Raw genomic sequence first — 17,924 nt, 5'->3', positions numbered from 1 at the left:
GACCTCCCGGGCGGGGCTACTGGGCCCGCATGAACTCCTCGGCGGCACGGACCTGTTCGTCGCTGGGCCGGATGCCCGTGTAGAGCACGAACTGTTCGAGGGCCTGGATGGTGGCAACCTCGGCGCCGGTGATCACCTGCTTGCCGGCCGCCCGTGCGGCTTTGATCAGCGGCGTTTCGGCGGGCAACGCCACAACATCGAACACCACCTTCGCGGCCGCCACGGCTTCCGGCGGGAAGGACAGGGCGCCGGACTCGGGGCCGCCGGCCATGCCGACGGGCGTCACGTTGATCAGCAGGTCGGCTGTGCCCTCTGCGGAATCCGGGGCCGGGAGTCCGGCACGCCATTCGAATCCGTAGAGCCCGGCGAGGGCCCGGCCGGCCGCCTCGTTGCGGGCGATGATCGTGACGTGCCGGAAGCCGGCGTCGCGCAGTGCCGCCGTAGTGGCCTTCGCCATTCCACCCGCGCCCAGCAGCCACACCGTGTAGTCCGTGGGGACGGCGTTGCGTTCCAGCAGCTGCTCGATCGCCGTGTAGTCGGTGTTGTAGGCCGTGAGCTTCCCGCCGTCGTTGACGATCGTATTGACCGACTCGATGGCTTTCGCGGACGGGTCCATGACATCCACGAGGGCGATGACGTCTTCCTTGAACGGCATCGACACCGCGCAGCCGCGGATGCCCAGGCCCCGCACACCGGCGATGGCCTGAGCCAGGTCGGTGGGGGCGAAGGCCTTGTAGATCCAGTTCAGGCCCAGCTGTTCATACAGGTGGTTGTGGAAGCGGGTCCCGTTGTTGCTCGGCCGGGCCGAGAGCGAGATGCATAGGGTCATGTCTTTATTCAGGATGGGCACAGCACCATTAAACGCCACGCGGCCCCCTCAGCGGCAGCCGGAACCCGGCCGTTGCCGCCCGACGGCGACCGGCAGCTTCCCGGGGGCGGCCGCTTTTCCGGCCAGCACCGCCAGCAGCACGTCGAAAGCCTCCTGGCTTCGGCCGTAGAGCGCGATCTTGGCGCGCGCGGTGGATTTCGCCAGCGGCCACGGCGCATCGAGCGAGACGGCCACGTCCGCGGTCGCCGGAGCACCGCCGTAACCGATCAGCGTCACGAGCGGCCCCGCGCCGATGCCGATACCGGCTTGCTTAGCCGCCACCGCGAAGCGTGCGCGGTCCTGTTCGGAGCCTCCGCTCACCCGGACCCTGGGCGGAACGATCCGCGCGCGGCAGGGCCCCGCGAGCACGGTAATGGCCTCCTGCGAGATCTTCTCCGACAGCGCCGAGCCGCTGCCGGGCGCCGAGCCCCGCGGCGGGTGGCTGCGACCGCGCCACAGCTGCATGGTGGCCACCCGCCGCGCTGCCTCGTCCAGCCGCGCGGCAGCCAGGGCGCCGCTGCGCACGGCGTTCACGATCGCCGTATGGGCAGCTTCCACCGAGGCCGGCATGAGCAGGAGGTCCGCTCCGGCCGCAAGCGCCAGCGGAGCGGCACTGTCGCGGGGGAACTGCTGCTGGATGGCGCCCATGTTGAGTGCATCCGTCACGGCCACACCCTTGAAACCCATCCGGCGCAACTCTGCATAGGACGCCTTCGACACGGAGGCGGGGACCCCTGGCTGGAAGGCGCGGACCGCGATGTGCCCGGTCATGACCATCGGCAGGCCGGCGTCGATGGCCGCCTGGAAAGGCAGCAGGTCCTTCGCGCGCAGCTGCTTCAGGCTGGCGTTCTGGACGGGCAACACCTTGTGCGAGTCGACGGTCACGGAGCCATGTCCCGGGAAGTGCTTGGCTGCCGGGAGGATCCCCGCGCCAAGCATGCCCTTCGAGAAGGCGATGCCGAATTCCGCGGCGGTGTGAGCACTGCCGGAGATGGACCTGGCACCAATGGTGGGGTCGGCGGGGCCCATCGTGACATCGGTGGAGGGCGCGAAGTCGACGTTGAAGCCCAGGCCGGCCAGTTCCGCGGAAATGGCCCGGCCGGCGGCGGAAGCCAGCGGTTCGCTGCCGGCGGCCCCGTAGCTCATCGGAGCGGGCCACTCGGTCAGCGGCGCGCGCAGCCGGGCAACCACTCCGCCTTCCTGGTCCACCGCGATCATTCCCGGCCAGCTGCGGCCATCGGCGCGGGCGGCCCGTTGCAGGCGCATGGTGGCACCGCGCATGGCGGCGGTGTCCACCCACCCGTCCGGAGTGGCGGGGACGTTGTCTGACATGATGATCGAACCGGCCAGATGCAGGCGTTCAATGGTCCTGGCGTGGGCTTCGTAGTCGGGCCCGGCGAAGAACGGCAGCAGCACCTGCCCGGCCTTCTGCTCAAGGCTCATGGCGCCCACGGCCTTGGCCGCGGCATCGGCGTCGCGCTGGTCCGGGCCCCATCCGAGGGGGCGTGGCTTCGCGGAACGGGCATCCGCGGCCGGCGGTGGGGCGCTCTGGATGTTCCGGCCCGGGGACGGGGCGGGGTCCGAGGCGCCGGGGCCGGTGCAGCCGGTGGATACCAGGGCGAGCCCGGTCAGAACCGCCGCGGCTGCCGGGAACAGGCTTCTTCTGTGAAAACTCTCACGCATCAGCTGTAACTTGACCACCAGTTCGATGCTACCCCTGCACTAGACTTTGAACACCGCCGCCTTGCCACTGCATGCCGCATGCGGGCTGCACCGGCGGCGAATAAGCACCGGCGGGCAATAAAACACGAAGGGACCACATGAAGATTGATTTCGCTTCATCCAGGCAATCAACTCTTGGTGTGGAATGGGAACTCGCGCTCGTCAACGCCGAAACCGGCGAGCTGGCCTCGGTGGCCAGCGAGGTGCTCCGCGGCGTGGCCGCCCGGCATCCCGAGCTGAACGAGGATGACGAACACCCGCACATCAAACAGGAGCTGCTGCTCAACACGGTGGAGCTCGTCACGGGCATCTGCACCACCGTGGCGGAAGCGAAGGCGGACCTGAACAGTTCCCTCGCCGCGGTGCGCGAGGTCACCGACCCGATGGGCGTCGAAGTCTTCTGCGCCGGCAGCCACCCCTTCAGCCCGCCGCAGCTCCAGCCCGTCACCGACAAGGCGCGGTACGCCAAGCTGATCGACCGCACCCAGTGGTGGGGCCGCCAGATGGTCATCTACGGCGTCCACGTGCACGTGGGCCTCGACAGCCGCGACAAGGTACTTCCCGTGCTCGACGGGCTCGTCAATTACTTCCCGCACTTCCAGGCGCTGTCCGCCTCCAGCCCGTTTTGGGGCGGCGAGGACACCGGCTACGCCTCGCAGCGCGCGCTGATGTTCCAGCAGCTGCCGACGGCGGGACTGCCGTTCCAGTTCTCCAGCTGGGAAGAATACGAGTCCTACGTCCAGGACATGTTCACCACCGGGGTGATCGACACCCTCTCCGAGATCCGCTGGGACATCCGTCCGGTACCCAACCTCGGCACCATCGAGATGCGCATCTGCGACGGCCTGGCCACGCTTGAGGAAGTAGGGGCCATCGCCGCCCTGACCCAGTGCCTCGTGGACGAGTTCTCCACCATCCTGGATAATGGCGGCACCATCCCGACCATGCCGCCCTGGCATGTCCAGGAAAACAAGTGGCGCGCGGCCCGCTACGGTCTGGACGCGATCATCATCCTCGACGCCGACGGCAACGAGCAGCTCGTCACCGAGAACCTGCGGGAGACGCTGGCCCGGCTCGCGCCCGTGGCCGCCAAGCTCGGCTGCAGCGCGGAGCTGGCCGACGTCGAGAAGATCATCGAGCGCGGCGCCGGCTACCAGCGGCAGCGCCGCGTCGCCGCGGAGCACGGCGGGGACCTGCGCGCCGTCGTCCTGGATCTGGTCGAGCAGATGCGCAAGGGGCCCGAAGCCTAGGTTCCCGGGCAGTTTCCTAGGCGGATACGCTCGTCACCGGCATCGAGGAGTCCGGCGCGAAGCCGAGCCCGCTCGGCGCGGTTCCGGACATCACCAGCTGCGCCCCGAGCGCGGCCACCATGGCCCCGTTGTCCGTGCACAGCGACAGCGGCGGAACGGTCAGCCGGATTCCGGCCGCCGTGCAGCGCTGCTCCGTGAGCTGGCGCAGCCGCGAGTTCGCCGCCACTCCCCCGCCCAGCAGCAGCTCGGTGATGCCGCTTTCGCGGCAGGCGAGTACGGCCTTGGAGGTGATCACGTCCACCACGGCCTCCTGGAAGGCGGCCGCGATGTCCGCCACCGGCACCGCTTCGCCGCGCGCCTCAAACTGCTCCACGCAACGGGCGACGGCGGTCTTGAGTCCGCTGAAGGACCAGTCATAGCGGTGCGGGCCGGGTTCTTCGGCGGTCCCCATGTACTTGGGCTGGGTGAGGCCACGAGGGAAACGGATCGCCTTCGCGTTGCCGGTGCGCGCCAGCTTGTCGATGGCCGGCCCGCCCGGGTAGCCGAGCCCCAGCAGCCGGGCCACCTTGTCGTACGCCTCGCCGGCGGCGTCGTCGATCGTGGAGCCCAGCAGCTCGACGTCGTCGGTGATGCTGCGGATCCGGAGGATTTCGGTGTGGCCGCCGGAGACCAGGAGCGCGCCGAGGTTCTCCGGCAGGGCGTTCCCGGAGCCGGCCGCCGGGCCCCCGTCGACCGGCCCGCCGGCGCCGGGCTCGAGCAGGCCGACGCCGACGTGCGCCACCAGGTGGTTGATCGCGTACAGCGGCTTGCCGGTGGCGACGGCGAGCGCCTTGGCCGCGCAGACCCCCACCATCAGGGCTCCGGCGAGTCCCGGGCCGGAGGTGACGGCGATGGCGTCGATGTCGTCCAGCCTCACCTCCGCTGCGGCGAGGGCTTCCCGGAGGGTGGGGACGAAGGCGTCCAGGTGCGCGCGGGAGGCGATCTCGGGGATGACCCCGCCGAAACGCACGTGCTCCTCCATGGAGGACGAGACGGTGTTGGCGAGCAGGCGGGTGCCCCGGACGATGCCGACGCCGGTCTCGTCGCAGGAGGACTCGATCCCAAGCACCAGCGGGGCGGAGCTGCGTGGGTGGTGGTTCATTCTTGGCCTGTTCCCCTTGGCTGTGTGTGGTCCGTGGTGTTGCCGGGCGCTGGCTGTTCCGTCGTGTGCAGCTCGAGCCGCATGATCAGCGCGTCGACGCCGTCGCGGTAGTAGCGGGGGCGGACATGGATCTGCTCGAAGCCGAAGCGCCGGTAGAGCTGCTGGGCGCGGGGGTTGTCCGCGCGCACCTCCAGCAGCACATCCGCGGCATGCCGCCGCCGGCTTTCCCGGATGAGCTCGGTCAGCAGCGCCGAACCGATGCCGCGGCCCTCCTGTTCGGGCACCACCGCGATGGTCTGCACGTCCGCGATGGGTTCGATGCACATCAGCCCGGCGTACCCGACGATTGCGCCGCCGGACTCGGCAACGAGGTAGCGCCGGGTCTCGGACTGGGCGAGCTCGTCGACAAACATCTGCAGGGGCCACGCGTCCACGGGGAACAGCCGGCGCTCCAGCGCGTGCACCGCGGGGATGTCCGCGGAGCCCATGTCCCTGAGGCTCACGCCGGCCGGAGAGGTTCCGCTCGGCGTTTCCGGGGCGCTCACAGAGCGCGCTTCCGCGGGCCCGGGACCTGCGCGTCCGATTCCCGCAGGTACAACGGCGTGGTGTCCAGGAGCTGCTCCCCGGCGGCGAGCCGCGCGAGCGCAAACTGGCCCAGTGAAAGCGCCTCGGGCTGCCGCGCGGCGAACTCGGGGACGGCGTTGACGACGTCCGGGTAAAGGCCGGCGCCCGCACCGTAGACCGGAAGGTCCGGCAGATCGGCGGCAAAGCCCACATGCGGCCCGTCCAGCAGCTGCGGCAGCTGGCTCCCGGCCAGCGCGTAGCGGGCCCAGTAGACCTCTTTGCGCCGGGCGTCGGTGGCCACGATGAAGTCGGCGGCCGCTTCCGTGGACTCCGCCACCTCCAGGGCAATGGCATCCAGGCTCATGAGCCCGTAGAGGGGCTTCTGCCAGACGAAAGCCAGGCTACGGGCGGTGACGATGCCGGAGCGGAGGCCCGTGAAGGGACCTGGTCCCACCCCGGTCACAATGACGTCGACGTCGGCGCCGCTGAGACCCGCGCCGGCGAGCAGCTGCTCGATGCCCGGGGCCAGCACCTCGGCGTGGCTGCGGGTGTCGGCGGTGGCGAAGCTGCCGACGACTGATTCCAGGGAATCATCGGAGACGAGCGCCGCGCTGGCAACGGCCGAGGTATCGATGGCGAGGATCAGCATCTTCAGTCCGTTTTCGTGGTCGCGGGCAGGTCAGGGATTCCGGCAAGGGCGGACGGCGGCTCGGTCCAGCGCGGCCCGAAGCCGCGGAAGACCACGGTCCTGGGCTCGTCGGCGTCGTCGGTGTCGAAATCCAGCACGTCGGTGCTGGGCCGGACGCTGCCGGGCTGGGCGCTGCCGCCGGGCCGGGCGCTGCCCAGCCGGCGGTGCAGCTCAACCTCCAGCCGGCTCTCGCTCAGGTGCTCCACCCGGCCACGGCCCCATTCCACGACGGTCACCGCACTGTCCATGGTGTTTTCCAGGTCGATGTCATCGATTTCGGAAGCGGAGGCGAGCCGGTACGCGTCAACGTGGACCAGGTCCGGGCCGCCGGGACGGGGTCCGTCCGGAAGGTTGGGGTGAATGCGCACCAGCACGAACGTGGGCGAAATAATTCCGGCGCGGACGCCAAGGCCCTCGCCGAGCCCCTGCGTGAAGGTGGTCTTCCCGGCGCCAAGCTCGCCGCTGAGGACCAGCAGGTCGCCCGCCTGCAGCTCGGCGCCAAGGCTGGCTGCGAGCGCATGGGTCTGCTCCGCGGTCCCGACTTCCAGGGTCCGCTGCCAGGCCGGGTGGCTCACTGCGCGGCCCCGTCGCCGGGGGCGGGCTCTTCGTTGATGTAGCGGCGCGGCACCCGCGGACTGATGCGGGTGACGATCTCGTAGTTGTTGGTGCCGGCTGCCCTGGCCCAGTCCTCGGCGGTGGGACCGCCGTCGGCACCGTCGCCGAACATCACGGCTTCTGCGCCCAGCAGGCTGGGACCGCCCGCGGAGACGTGGAGCGGGCCGAGGTCGATCACCATCTGGTCCATCGCGATGCGGCCCACCACGGGGTAGCTGACCCCGCCCACCCGGATCGGACCTCCGGTGGCGACGCGAGGAACTCCGTCGGCGTATCCCAGCGGCACGAGGCCCAGCGTGCTGGCGCCCCCGGTGCGGTAGTTCAGTCCGTAGGAGACGCCTTGGCCGGCGGGCACGTCCTTGCAGTGCGAGACGACGGTGCGGACCGTCATGGCCGGGCGCAGCCCGACCTCCGCGGAACTCTGGCCCTCGAAGGGTGAGAGACCGTAGATGCCCAGGCCCACCCGGACGAGGTCGAAGTGCGTGTCCGGGCGCGACAGCGTCGCCGGGGTGTTTGCGAGGTGGCGGACCTCGGGATCGACGCCGGCGTCCTGGGCCATCGCCAGGACTTCGCGGAAGGCGGCAAGTTGCTCGTCGGTTTCGGGGCGCTCGGGTTCGTCAGCCACGGCAAGGTGGGAGAAGATGCCCACGACCCGCAACAGGCCCTGGTCCTGGTAGTCCATCGCTTCGCCGAGCAGGGTGTCCCAGGACTCCAGGGTGGCCCCGTTGCGGCCGAGCCCGGTGTCCACCTTCAGGTGAATCCGGGCTGGGCGTTCCTGCTCGCGGGCTGCGGCCACGATCCGGCCCAGCTCCCAGCCGGAGCAGCCGATATCGATCCCGGCAGCGACGGCGGCGGCAAAGTTGCTCTCGGGGGTGTGCAGCCAGGCCAGCAGAGGGGCCTCGATCCCGGCGGCGCGCAGGGCAAGCGCCTCGGAGATGTGCGCGACGCCGAGCCAGCTGGCCCCGGCGCTGAGCGCGGCGCGCGCCACCGGAATGGCCCCGTGGCCGTAGGCGTCGGCCTTGACGACGGCCATCACCTTCGCCGGCGAAGCCACCTTGGCCAGCCGCCGGACGTTGTGCCGGATTGCCTCTAGGTCGATGACGGCCGAGCGCTCCTCGACATGGTCCGGACCTGCTTCCGCCACCGGCCGGAAATCACCTGTTGCTGCTGGGTATATCACTTTACGATTCTACGGGTGGCCGCAGATCCTGCTGAATTCCGCTGGCGCCACGCACTTTGGGACATGCCCATTCCCGGCGGCCACGGGTGGGCATATGGGGAATATGCCCACCCCACGGCCCGGACGCAGGGCATGTCCCTCGGCCCGCGGCACGCCGAACCAGGCACAGGTCCATCCCGGACTTTGGGACATGCCCATTCCTTGCAACCCCGGGTGGGCATATGGGGAATATGCCCACCCCACGGCCCGGACACAGGACATGTCCCTCGGCCCGCGGCCCGCCGCGCACGGTACCCCAGCCGCCCGCCACACCCCTGGCTATGCGTCGGAGAGGTGCGCAATCGTCGCCGTCGCCCGCCGTTGCGCCTCCGGCGGCACGTCGCGGACGATTTCTTCCAGGAATCGGTAGCGGCGCAGCCATTGACTGCTCTGCCGCTCCTTGCGGGCATTGGCCCGCTGCCACCAGTCGGCGAGGTCGCCCCAGCCGGGTGCGGCCAACGAGCCGCCGACCTGCTGCACGGCCAGCGCCGCGCACAGGTTGGCGAACCGGAGCCGGTCCCCCAGCGGCCAGCCGGCCAGGCAACCGACGATGAACGCGGCCCCGAAGCAGTCCCCGGCCCCGGTGGGGTCGAAGGCCGGCACGGGCAGCGACGGCACCCACTCCTCCTCACCGGTCTCGGAGTCGACCGCCATGGACCCCTGCGGGCCCAGGGTCACCACGGCCACGGGGACCTTATCCGCGAGCGCGTAGAGCGCGGCCCACGGGTTGTCCTTGCCGGTGAACGCCATGGCCTCCTCCTGATTGGGCATGAAGGCGTGGAAGTACTTCAGGTTGTCCAGCCGCGCCTGCGCCCACGTCCCGGTGGGATCCCAGCCGACATCGCCGAAGAGCCGAACACCTGCCCGGTGCGCGTCGACGGCCCAGGGTTCCAGCTCCTCGCCCAGCTCGGCGACGGCGGCGAGCGCGGGCGGCGGGCAGCCGATCAGTTCGCTCGAGGTGACCGGCGCCGGGTGGCCGTGGGTCACCATGGACCGGTCCTTCTCGACACTCAGCGACACGGTGACTGGCGAGTGCCAGCCGGGAACGCGCCGCGACAGCGACAGGTCCACGTGTTCCTGCCGGTCCAGGATCTTCCAGTTGTAGTCGCCGTAGCCGTCGTCGCCGAACGCGGCGGCCAGCCCGGTCCTCAGCCCCAGTCGGGCCGCGGCGATGGCCTGGTTCGCCACCCCGCCGGGACAGCTGCCCATGCCGTCGCTCCAGATTTCCGTGCCGGGCCGGGGTGCGTGCGGCAGCCCGGTGAAGATGATGTCCTGGAACACGGTGCCGGTCAGGAGCAGGTCAAAGCCTCCCGCCGATGGGGTACGGACGGCGGCGAGCGGGTCGAAGCGCGGCGCTGGAATCGCGTCCATACACGGCACACTACGCCGTCCAGGTAGCCGGCGAAAGACGACATTCCGGGCCCGTCGGCGCGGCGCGGAATAGACTGCTGCCATGCGGCTCATGATTGCCGGCGGCGGCGGATTCCGGGTGCCGCTGGTCTACCGGGCGCTCTCCGCCGGTCCCTTTGCCGGGCTGGTCCGGGAGCTGGTGCTGTTCGACGTCGACGCCGGTCGGCTGGCCGCTATCAAAGCGGTGCTGGCCTCCCTGCCGGGCAGGGAACCGGGCAGGGAACCGGGTGGCGGGCCGCCGGTCCGCACCACCACGTCGCTGGCCGAGGCCCTGTCCGGCACGGACATGGTTTTCGCCGCCATCCGCCCCGGCGGCACGGCCGGCCGGACGGCCGACGAGCGCGTGGCGCAGGAGCTGGGCGTGTTGGGCCAGGAGACCACCGGCGCCGGCGGCATCTCCTACGCCCTGCGCACCATCCCGCCGATGCTGTCCCTGGCGCAGTCGATGAAACGCCTCTGCCCCGGGGCGTGGCTGGTCAACTTCACGAATCCGGCTGGCATGGTGACCGAGGCCCTGGTCCCGGTACTGGGCCACAGGGTGGTGGGCATCTGCGATTCGGCCGGCGGACTGGTGCACCGCGCGGCGCGGGCCGCCGGCGTCGTGCTGCCCGAGGGCAGGCTCGACGGCGTGGGCTACTACGGGCTCAACCACCTGGGCTGGCTGTACCGGCTGGAGTCCGGCGGCAGGGACGTCATCCCCGCCCTGCTCGCCGACGCCGGGGCCCTGGCAGGTTTCGAGGAGGGCCGCCTCTTCCCCCAGCCCTTCCTGGCCGGCCTCGGCTGCCTGCCGAACGAATACCTTTTCTACTACTACGAGACCGCCCGCGCCATGGCCGCCATGCGGGCCGCCGCCCAGACCCGCGGCGAGTCCATCCACCGGCAGCAGTCCGAGCTGTATCCGCGGCTCGCGTCCGCCGGCGCGGAGGCCTACGGGCTCTGGGATGCCGCACGCCGGTCCCGCGAGGAGGGCTACCTGGCCGAGGCCCGTACCGCCGGCGAGCGCCGGGACGAGGAGGACCTGGCCGGCGGCGGCTATGAGCGCGTCGCGCTGGCGGTGATGCGCGCCCTCGCCGGCGGCGGCGGGGCCGAGCTGGTCCTGAACACGCCCAACGCGGTGCCCGGCGCCGGCGGTGCACCGACCGCCGCGATCCCGGGGCTGCCGGTGGACGCCGTCGTCGAGGTCCCCTGCCGGGTGAACGCCGACGGCGTGGTGCCGCTCCCGCAGGACCGCCCGGCGGAAGCGCAGCTCGCGCTGATGCTGCGGATCAAGGAGGTGGAACGGCTCGTGGTCCAGGCCACCGGGCCGGGACCCGGCAGCCTGCGGCGCGGGGCCGCCCTCGCCGCGTTCGCCCGGCATCCGTTGGTCGACTCGGACGTGCTCGCGGCGAAGCTGCTCGCCGGTTACGAGGCCGCGTTCCCGGGCCTGTTGCAGCTCTGGCGCAACGACGTCCGCAGTTCCGGTGGCTCCTAGCCGAGTCCGCCGCTCAACGCAGCCGCCGCTCAACGCAGCCGCCGGTCAACGCAGTCCGCGGGCGAGGGTCTCCTGGAGCGCCTTGTTGGGTTGGCCCGGCTGGCCGGTGCCGCTGAGGTAGAGCCCCATCTGGCTCCCGTGGTATTCCCAGTAAGCGAAGCTGAGCTCGTTCTCCGCCAGGAGATCAAGCATGTCGGTGACCCACTGGCTGCCGCCCTTGCCCTCCATCTCAAATGCTTGCCGGACCAGTCCGAACTCCATGACCGACATCGGCACGTTGTTGTCGATGCCGAACTTGAGCCGCTTCCCCAACTCGTGTGCCAAATAGCCTTTGTCGCGTGCCAGGAAGCCGTTTCCGGGTGTTCCGGGCGACTGTGCATAGACGTCGAGCTGGAGCCCGATCCGGGGGGCCGAACCGGCCGAGGCCGCAATGTTCTGCCCCCGCATGTGGCCCTGGATGCGGTACTTATTGCCCGGCACGACCTTGAACAGGTGGGCGTCGTTGCTCCACCCTGCAATTGCCGTGGCATCAACGGCATTGCTGATTGAGAGGCTGCCGCTGTCTTGGTGTCCGGCCTTCTCCCGCGCGAACTTCGGCGGCGCCGCTGTGTCCCCGCCGTACTGCCATTGATGCCAGTCCAACGTCGCGTCGCGGTCCAGGGGGTCGTCGATGACTCGCCGGAGTTCGGTCCCGTCGGGGCCGTACTCGGTCACCCTGATTGCATCGAAGCCGGCCGTTCCGCGCATGCCGCCCTGCGCAGTGACCATGGGTGCAGCCGCGACCGCACTGCTGTCGTCGATCGTTACGATGCCGCTGTCATACGCCGCCCAGCCTGACGTGCCGGCGGGCAGGGACTTGGTTGCGATGCGGCTTTCCGGCAGCAGGACCCGCTGACCGGTCGGGAGAATGGTGTCCGGGTCGGGATAGCGGCCGCCGTCCTGAACCGGGCCCTCGACCCAGGACGCATACTGGTGGGTGTATTCGATGGGCTCGTAGAAGTGGACGTCGTAAACCACGTTGTCGTCGTCAACCAGAAAGTGCTGGTCGACTCCGGAGGTGCCGTAGCGGCCGTTGACCCCATAGATCCCGCCCACGACCAGAAGGTGGTTCGGATCCTCCGACCGGACCGCGGCAACCAGCTGCCGTGCCAGCACTTTCCATTGCTCCCCGGTCGCATCGGTCGTCACCGGCTCGTTGAGCAGGTCGTAGGCTGCGATGGCCGGTTCATCCTTGTAACGGGCGGCGATATCGCGCCACAGGTCCGCATTCTGCTGCTGCAGCCGGGGGTCGGACCAGATGTCGAAACTGACGGCGTCGCTGGTGGGGTCCAGCCAGAATCCGCCGATCGGGGTGTGCAAATCCAGGATCAGGCGCATCTCGTGTCCCCGCGCCCAGGCCACGTTTTGGTCCAGCCACTGCCAAAAGACCTGCGGGGAGTCGACATACCAGTCCCCGTCGAAGGCGAAGCGGATGCTGTTGAAGCCGATTTCTTTCGCCCGGGCGAAGTCGTCTTCCGCATGGTGCTGCGAATTAAGAAGCTCGGCCCCGTTCAGGTTTCGATGGTAGAGGTTGGAGAAATTCACCGCTTTCAGCCGGGTGGGCTCGCCGTTGAGGACAAGGCCGCGGCCCGAGGCGGTGACGAAGTCCGACGAATTCTCCGCCGAGGAGCTCCTGTCGTTGTTCCGGGAAAGCGTGCAACCGGCCATGACCAGCAACGGAATCACCAGCAGCAGTACGGCCAGAACCCACCCAGGCAGGCGGCGCCGTCGTGCACCCCGTTCAGGGCTGCGCCGTTCTTGGTGCGGCAGCTGCGGATCGCCACTTCCGGGCATTCAGGCCTCCCTCGCTCGGCCCCCAGAGGGCCAGCCTATTAGCGCCGGACGCAAATGTCTTGGGTTGAATCCGGCGAAGGCAGCTATAGCTTGCGGTACATCACGTGCAGGCCCACGTAGCCCAGCCGCGGGTGCCGGAAGGCTTCCGGGATGGTGGCGAGGATCTCGAAGCCCATGGCTTGCCAGGCGGCGACGGCCCGGACGTTGCTTTCCACCACGGCGTTGAACTGCATGGCGCGGAATCCCGCGGCGCGGGCGGCGTCCAGCGAGTAGGCGCACAACGCGCGGGCCGCCCCCTGGCCGCCGTAACCGGCGCGGACCATGTAGCCGGCGTTGGCGACGTGGCTGCCGCCGCCGCCCTGGTTCGCGTGCAGCTCGCCGGTGCCCAGTACGACGCCGTCGAACCGGCCAGTTCCGACGGCGACGAAGGTCCTGCCGGGGGCCGTTTTGAACCACTTGGCGCGAGCCTGGTCCTCCGTGGTGTCGCGGTCCCAGGTAAACGTCTCCCCGGCACGGATCACGGGTTCCAGGATCTCCCAGATGGCGGGCCAGTCCTGCGCGGTGGCCTCGCGGATCTCCCAGGACGCCGTGGCCGGCCGGTCTTTTGCGTTTGCGCTCACAGCCGCCACGCTAGCAGCAGGCAGCCGCCCGCGAACCGGCCCGGCGTTCAGGAGTAATGTTTTACCGAATCCACGTCACGCGAAGGGAAGGAAGAGGATGCCGCTGGTCCGCCGTGTCGCCTTCCTCTCCCTGCACACCTCGCCGATGGAGCAGCCCGGCTCCGGGGACGCCGGCGGTATGAACGTGTACATCCGGGCCCTCGCCGCGGCCCTCGCGGAGACCGGCGTCGAGGTGGAGATTTTCACTCGGTCCAACGCGGCCGGCCAGGCCGCCGTCGAACACCCCACCCCGGGAGTCTGCGTGCACAACGTACTCGCCGGGCCGCCGCGGAAACTTCCCAAGGAGGAACTGCCGGCGCTGCTGCACAGCATGGTGGCCGAAATCGACCGGATCAAGCAGCTGCAGCCGCATGGCCGCTACGACGTCATCCATTCGCATTACTGGGTTTCCGGGGTCGCGGGCCTCGAACTCTCGGAGCTGTGGGGGGTGCCGCTGGTGCACACCATGCACACCATGGCCAAGGTCAAGAACCTGCTGCTGGAATCCGGCGAGCAGCCCGAGCCGCGCCGGCGCGAGGAGGGTGAACACCGGATCGTCGACGGCGCCACCCGGCTGATCGCCAACACCGGCGCCGAGGCCGCCGAGCTGGTCTCGCACTACTACGCCGACCCCGACCGGATCGACGTGGCGCCCCCGGGAGTGGACCTGTCCGTCTTCACGCCCGCCTTCCGGAGCCGCGCCCGCAGCCAGCACGGGGTCCCGCCGGGCCGCTTCCACCTGCTCTTCGCCGGGCGGATCCAGCGACTCAAAGGCCCGCAAATCCTGATCAAGGCGGCCGCGCTGCTGCGCGCCCGCCGCCCGGACATCGACCTGCAGCTGACCATCCTCGGCGCGGTGAGCGGGGCGAAGGACTTCGACCTCAAGGCCCTGATCACCGCCGCCGGGATGGACGACGTCGTCACGCACCATCCGCCGGTCAGCGCGCCCAAGCTGGCAGGCTGGTACCGTTCGGCCGACGTTGTGGTGATGCCCTCCTACAGCGAGTCCTTCGGCCTCGTTGCCCTGGAGGCGCAGGCCTGCGGAACGCCCGTGGTCGCCACGAAGGTGGGCGGGCTGTCGCGGGCGATCTTCGACGGCCGGACCGGGCTGCTGGTGGAAGGGCACAAGGCCGCGGACTGGGCCGATGCCCTGGAGGCCCTGCACGACGACCCGGCCACCCGGGAGGACATGGGCCGTGCGGCGTCCGTGCACGCCCAGGGCTTCGGCTGGCAACGCACCGCCGCGATTACGCTGGAGAGCTACCAGTCCGCATTGGTCCAGTATTTTGGAACACGGAGCATCCCGGTGGGCCACACGCCCTGAGGGAACCACACCGGGCGCCTGGCCGGAACCGCCGGCCGGAGCGACCCGAAGCCACGAGCTGAAGGGCAACGATGTCTGAGAACACCACGGAAACCGCAGCGCCGGCCGAGACGCCGGCACCCGGCTCGCCGGCCGCGGCGCCGGTCCTGAGCGACCTGGAGATCGCGCAGCGGGCCACCATGCGGCCGATCGAGGACGTGGCTGCCGCGGCCGGGATCAACCCCGAGGCGCTGGAATTCTACGGCCGCTACAAGGCGAAGATCGATCCGGCCAAGCTGGCCCGGGACAGTGCGCACGCTCCGGGCAAGGTGGTGCTGGTCTCGGCGATGTCCCCCACGCCGGCCGGCGAGGGGAAATCCACCACCACCGTTGGCCTCGCCGACTCCCTGGCCCGCGCCGGGCACCGGGTGATGATCGCCCTGCGCGAGCCCTCGCTGGGGCCGATCCTGGGCATGAAGGGCGGCGCGACCGGCGGCGGCTACTCCCAGGTCCTGCCGATGGACGAGATCAACCTGCACTTCACCGGCGACTTCCACGCGATCACCTCGGCGAACAACGCCCTGATGGCGCTGGTGGACAACCACATCTACCAGGGCAACGCGCTGAACATCGATCCGCGCCGGATGACGTTCAAGCGGGTGCTGGACATGAACGACCGGGCGCTGCGCGAGGTCGTGATCGGCCTGGGCGGTCCCACGCAGGGCGTGCCGCGGCAGGACGGCTTCGACATCACGGTCGCCTCGGAGATCATGGCCGTGTTCTGCCTGGCCACGGACTTGAACGACCTGCGCGCGCGGCTGGGCCGGATCACCTTCGGCTACACCTACGACCGCGAGCCGGTCACGGTCGCGGACCTCGGCGTCCAGGGCGCCCTGACCATGCTGCTCAAGGACGCGATCAAACCCAACCTGGTGCAGACCATCGCGGGCACCCCGGCCCTGGTGCACGGCGGGCCCTTCGCCAACATCGCCCATGGCTGCAACTCGCTGATCGCCACCCAGACGGCGCGCAGCCTGGCCGACGTCGTCATCACCGAGGCCGGCTTCGGCGCCGACCTGGGTGCCGAGAAGTACATGGACATCAAGGCGAGGATGGCCGACGTCGCCCCGTCCGCCGTCGTGGTGGTGGCCACCATCCGAGCGCTCAAGATGCACGGCGGCGTTGCCAAGGACCAGCTCAAGGAGCCCAACGTCGAGGCGCTGGCCGCCGGCGTCGCCAACCTCCAGCGGCACGTGCGCAACGTGGAAAAGTTCGGCATCACCCCGGTGGTGGCGATCAACAAGTTCGGCACCGACAGCCAGGAGGAGCTCGACTGGCTGCTGGACTGGTGCGCCGCGGAGGGCGTGCAGGCCGCCGTGGCCGACGTCTGGGGCCGCGGCGGAGGGGGCGACGGCGGCGACGAGCTCGCCGCGAAGGTTGCCGCCGCCATCGACGCCCCGCACGGCTTCCGCCACCTGTACCCGCTGGCGATGTCGGTGGAGGACAAGATCCGCACCATCGTGCAGGAAATCTACGGGGCCGACGGCGTCGACTTCTCCGTCCCGGCGCTTAAGCGGCTCGCGGAGATCGAGAAGAACGGCTGGTCCGGGATGCCGGTCTGCATGGCGAAGACACAGTACTCCTTCAGTGACGACGCCGCCAAACTCGGCGCACCGAAGGGCTTCACTGTCCACGTCCGGGACCTGATCCCCAAGACCGGCGCCGGCTTCATCGTGGCGCTCACGGGTGCGGTGATGACCATGCCCGGACTGCCCAAGGTCCCGGCGGCAATGCGGATGGACGTCGACGCCGACGGCAACCCCGTCGGCCTGTTTTAAACAGCAACGCGGGGTCACTTACGGCCCATCCCAAGGGGGATGATGGGCCGTAAGTGACCCCGCGTTGCGGTGTGCGGTGCGGTGCGGGCGGGGCTTAGCGCTCCAGGTCGCCGCGGATGAAGGCCTCGACCTTTTCGCGGGCGAGGTCGTCGTTGAACTGCTCCGGCGGGGACTTCATGAAGTAGCTCGACGCCGAGAGCAGCGGGCCGCCGATGCCGCGGTCCAGGCCGATCTTGGCGGCACGGACGGCGTCGATGATCACGCCGGCGGAGTTGGGCGAGTCCCAGACCTCCAGCTTGTACTCGAGCGAGACCGGTGCGTCACCGAAGTTGCGGCCCTCGAGGCGCACGAAGGCCCACTTGCGGTCATCGAGCCACTGGACGTAGTCCGACGGGCCGATGTGCACGTCCTTGGCGGCAAGATCGGCTTCGACGTTGGACGTGACGGCCTGGGTCTTGGAGATCTTCTTGGACTCGAGGCGGTCGCGCTCCAGCATGTTCTTGAAGTCCATGTTGCCGCCGACGTTCAGCTGGTACGTGCGGTCCAGGGTGACGCCGCGGTCCTCGAAGAGCTTGGCCATAACGCGGTGCGTGATGGTGGCACCGATCTGGCTCTTGATGTCGTCGCCCACGATCGGCACGCCGGCGGCGGTGAACTTATCCGCCCACTCCTTGGTCCCGGCGATGAACACCGGCAGCGCGTTGACGAAGGCCACGCCGGCGTCGATCGCGCACTGGGCGTAGAACTCGGCCGCTTCCTGGGATCCGACCGGCAGGTAGCAAACCATCACGTCGACCTTGGCGTCCTTGAGGGCCTGGACGACGTCGACCGGCTCCTCCGGGGACTGCTCAATGGTCTCGAGGTAGTACTTGCCGAGGCCGTCGAGGGTCGGGCCGCGCTGGACGGTGACGCCGGTCGGCGGGACGTCGGCGATTTTGATGGTGTTGTTTTCGCTGGCGAGGATGGCGGCGGACAGGTCCTGGCCCACCTTCTTGCCGTCGACGTCGAAGGCTGCGACGAACTGCACGTCGTTGACGTGGTACTTGCCGAACTGCACGTGCATCAGACCCGGAATCGTGGCCTGGGGGTCGGCATCCTTGTAGTACTGGACACCTTGGACCAGCGAAGTGGCACAGTTACCCACGCCGACGATTGCAACACGAATCGGATTTGAAGACACGAAACTCCCTTTGAGAACAAACTTCACGTGCCCGGCGCGGACATACTCTGATGTACGACGGCGGCAAACGGGCACAACGCCATGCGGCACTCTTGCATTCTAGTCAACGGCGCCGGGGCTCAAGTTGTTCCCGGCCACGGCACCGAATCTGTTACGACCGCCG

At 69.6% G+C, this 17,924-nt stretch carries 15 protein-coding genes; 4 read left to right on the top strand and 11 right to left on the bottom strand.

The window, feature by feature from the left end; genetic code table 11:
* Nucleotides 1–16: 16 nt before the first annotated feature.
* Together HNO80_RS02320 and HNO80_RS02315 are read right to left on the bottom strand one after the other, a co-directional pair.
* A complete protein-coding gene (locus tag HNO80_RS02320; RefSeq protein ID WP_349627163.1) occupies nucleotides 17–850 on the bottom strand; it encodes a shikimate 5-dehydrogenase in 834 nt (277 codons plus the stop codon).
* A 27-nt stretch (nucleotides 851–877) separates the two neighbouring features.
* Nucleotides 878–2,551 (bottom strand): glycoside hydrolase family 3 protein, encoded by a 1,674-nt coding sequence (locus tag HNO80_RS02315; RefSeq protein WP_249777110.1) that lies wholly within the window; start codon nucleotides 2,549–2,551, stop codon nucleotides 878–880.
* Between the two features lie 137 nt (nucleotides 2,552–2,688).
* On the opposite strand from HNO80_RS02315, the gene HNO80_RS02310 reads away from it, so the two are divergent.
* The gene (locus HNO80_RS02310; RefSeq protein WP_175321226.1) at nucleotides 2,689–3,840 is read left to right on the top strand and encodes a glutamate--cysteine ligase; all 1,152 of its coding nucleotides are present in this window, start codon (nucleotides 2,689–2,691) and stop codon (nucleotides 3,838–3,840) included.
* 16 nt (nucleotides 3,841–3,856) lie between these two features.
* Here the strand turns inward: HNO80_RS02310 and tsaD are convergent, their stop codons facing one another.
* The 6 genes from tsaD to HNO80_RS02280 all read right to left on the bottom strand — a co-directional run bounded on the left by tsaD (nucleotide 3,857) and on the right by HNO80_RS02280 (nucleotide 9,438).
* Nucleotides 3,857–4,981: a tRNA (adenosine(37)-N6)-threonylcarbamoyltransferase complex transferase subunit TsaD gene (gene tsaD / locus HNO80_RS02305; protein ID WP_175321225.1), complete on the bottom strand. Its 1,125-nt coding sequence runs from the start codon at nucleotides 4,979–4,981 to the stop codon at nucleotides 3,857–3,859.
* A complete protein-coding gene (gene rimI / locus HNO80_RS02300) occupies nucleotides 4,978–5,469 on the bottom strand; it encodes a ribosomal protein S18-alanine N-acetyltransferase (protein ID WP_175321314.1) in 492 nt (163 codons plus the stop codon). The genes tsaD and rimI overlap by 4 nt, the downstream gene beginning before the upstream one ends.
* 53 nt (nucleotides 5,470–5,522) lie before the next feature.
* Nucleotides 5,523–6,194, bottom strand: coding sequence for a tRNA (adenosine(37)-N6)-threonylcarbamoyltransferase complex dimerization subunit type 1 TsaB (gene tsaB, locus HNO80_RS02295; protein WP_175321224.1), 672 nt, complete (start codon nucleotides 6,192–6,194; stop codon nucleotides 5,523–5,525).
* Nucleotides 6,195–6,196: 2 nt separating this feature from the next.
* Nucleotides 6,197–6,808 carry a tRNA (adenosine(37)-N6)-threonylcarbamoyltransferase complex ATPase subunit type 1 TsaE gene (gene tsaE, locus HNO80_RS02290; RefSeq protein ID WP_175321223.1) on the bottom strand — a complete coding sequence of 204 codons (612 nt, stop codon included), beginning with the start codon at nucleotides 6,806–6,808 and terminating at the stop codon, nucleotides 6,197–6,199.
* Nucleotides 6,805–8,028 carry an alanine racemase gene (gene alr / locus HNO80_RS02285; protein WP_175321222.1) on the bottom strand — a complete coding sequence of 408 codons (1,224 nt, stop codon included), beginning with the start codon at nucleotides 8,026–8,028 and terminating at the stop codon, nucleotides 6,805–6,807. Before alr ends, tsaE begins: the two co-directional genes overlap by 4 nt.
* 318 nt (nucleotides 8,029–8,346) lie before the next feature.
* Complete coding sequence (locus HNO80_RS02280) at nucleotides 8,347–9,438, bottom strand: carbohydrate kinase family protein (protein ID WP_175321221.1); 1,092 nt, start codon at nucleotides 9,436–9,438, stop codon at nucleotides 8,347–8,349.
* 82 nt (nucleotides 9,439–9,520) lie between these two features.
* Between HNO80_RS02280 and HNO80_RS02275 the strand changes: the two genes are divergently transcribed.
* Nucleotides 9,521–10,948: a family 4 glycosyl hydrolase gene (locus HNO80_RS02275; protein WP_175321220.1), complete on the top strand. Its 1,428-nt coding sequence runs from the start codon at nucleotides 9,521–9,523 to the stop codon at nucleotides 10,946–10,948.
* Between the two features lie 45 nt (nucleotides 10,949–10,993).
* Here the strand turns inward: HNO80_RS02275 and HNO80_RS02270 are convergent, their stop codons facing one another.
* Together HNO80_RS02270 and HNO80_RS02265 are read right to left on the bottom strand one after the other, a co-directional pair.
* Nucleotides 10,994–12,781 carry a glycoside hydrolase family 5 protein gene (locus tag HNO80_RS02270; RefSeq protein WP_175321219.1) on the bottom strand — a complete coding sequence of 596 codons (1,788 nt, stop codon included), beginning with the start codon at nucleotides 12,779–12,781 and terminating at the stop codon, nucleotides 10,994–10,996.
* Between the two features lie 83 nt (nucleotides 12,782–12,864).
* Complete coding sequence (locus HNO80_RS02265) at nucleotides 12,865–13,401, bottom strand: GNAT family N-acetyltransferase (RefSeq protein ID WP_175321218.1); 537 nt, start codon at nucleotides 13,399–13,401, stop codon at nucleotides 12,865–12,867.
* 97 nt (nucleotides 13,402–13,498) lie between these two features.
* On the opposite strand from HNO80_RS02265, the gene mshA reads away from it, so the two are divergent.
* Together mshA and HNO80_RS02255 are read left to right on the top strand one after the other, a co-directional pair.
* Nucleotides 13,499–14,764: a D-inositol-3-phosphate glycosyltransferase gene (gene mshA, locus HNO80_RS02260; protein WP_175321217.1), complete on the top strand. Its 1,266-nt coding sequence runs from the start codon at nucleotides 13,499–13,501 to the stop codon at nucleotides 14,762–14,764.
* 71 nt (nucleotides 14,765–14,835) lie between these two features.
* Nucleotides 14,836–16,581 carry a formate--tetrahydrofolate ligase gene (locus tag HNO80_RS02255; protein ID WP_175321216.1) on the top strand — a complete coding sequence of 582 codons (1,746 nt, stop codon included), beginning with the start codon at nucleotides 14,836–14,838 and terminating at the stop codon, nucleotides 16,579–16,581.
* Nucleotides 16,582–16,675: 94 nt separating this feature from the next.
* Here HNO80_RS02255 and HNO80_RS02250 read toward each other — a convergent pair whose 3' ends face one another.
* Nucleotides 16,676–17,761 carry an inositol-3-phosphate synthase gene (locus HNO80_RS02250; protein WP_175321215.1) on the bottom strand — a complete coding sequence of 362 codons (1,086 nt, stop codon included), beginning with the start codon at nucleotides 17,759–17,761 and terminating at the stop codon, nucleotides 16,676–16,678.
* Between the last annotated feature and the right edge of the window lie 163 nt (nucleotides 17,762–17,924).

It is taken from the genome of Arthrobacter sp. C9C5 (assembly GCF_013359735.1).
Classification (GTDB): domain Bacteria; phylum Actinomycetota; class Actinomycetes; order Actinomycetales; family Micrococcaceae; genus Arthrobacter.
Note: the sequence above shows the minus strand (reverse complement) of the source record. Positions and strands in the feature narration are given on the sequence as shown.

What these genes read in the sequence shown, in the direction of transcription:
- HNO80_RS02315 (WP_249777110.1), bottom strand. Translation starts at nt 2,551, where the DNA reads ATGCGTGAGAGTTTTCACAGAAGAAGCCTGTTCCCGGCAGCCGCGGCG.
- HNO80_RS02310 (WP_175321226.1), top strand. Translation starts at nt 2,689, where the DNA reads ATGAAGATTGATTTCGCTTCATCCAGGCAATCAACTCTTGGTGTGGAA.
- tsaD (WP_175321225.1), bottom strand. Translation starts at nt 4,981, where the DNA reads ATGAACCACCACCCACGCAGCTCCGCCCCGCTGGTGCTTGGGATCGAG.
- rimI (WP_175321314.1), bottom strand. Translation starts at nt 5,469, where the DNA reads ATGGGCTCCGCGGACATCCCCGCGGTGCACGCGCTGGAGCGCCGGCTG.
- tsaB (WP_175321224.1), bottom strand. Translation starts at nt 6,194, where the DNA reads ATGCTGATCCTCGCCATCGATACCTCGGCCGTTGCCAGCGCGGCGCTC.
- HNO80_RS02280 (WP_175321221.1), bottom strand. Translation starts at nt 9,438, where the DNA reads ATGGACGCGATTCCAGCGCCGCGCTTCGACCCGCTCGCCGCCGTCCGT.
- HNO80_RS02275 (WP_175321220.1), top strand. Translation starts at nt 9,521, where the DNA reads ATGCGGCTCATGATTGCCGGCGGCGGCGGATTCCGGGTGCCGCTGGTC.
- HNO80_RS02270 (WP_175321219.1), bottom strand. Translation starts at nt 12,781, where the DNA reads ATGCCCGGAAGTGGCGATCCGCAGCTGCCGCACCAAGAACGGCGCAGC.
- mshA (WP_175321217.1), top strand. Translation starts at nt 13,499, where the DNA reads ATGCCGCTGGTCCGCCGTGTCGCCTTCCTCTCCCTGCACACCTCGCCG.
- HNO80_RS02255 (WP_175321216.1), top strand. Translation starts at nt 14,836, where the DNA reads ATGTCTGAGAACACCACGGAAACCGCAGCGCCGGCCGAGACGCCGGCA.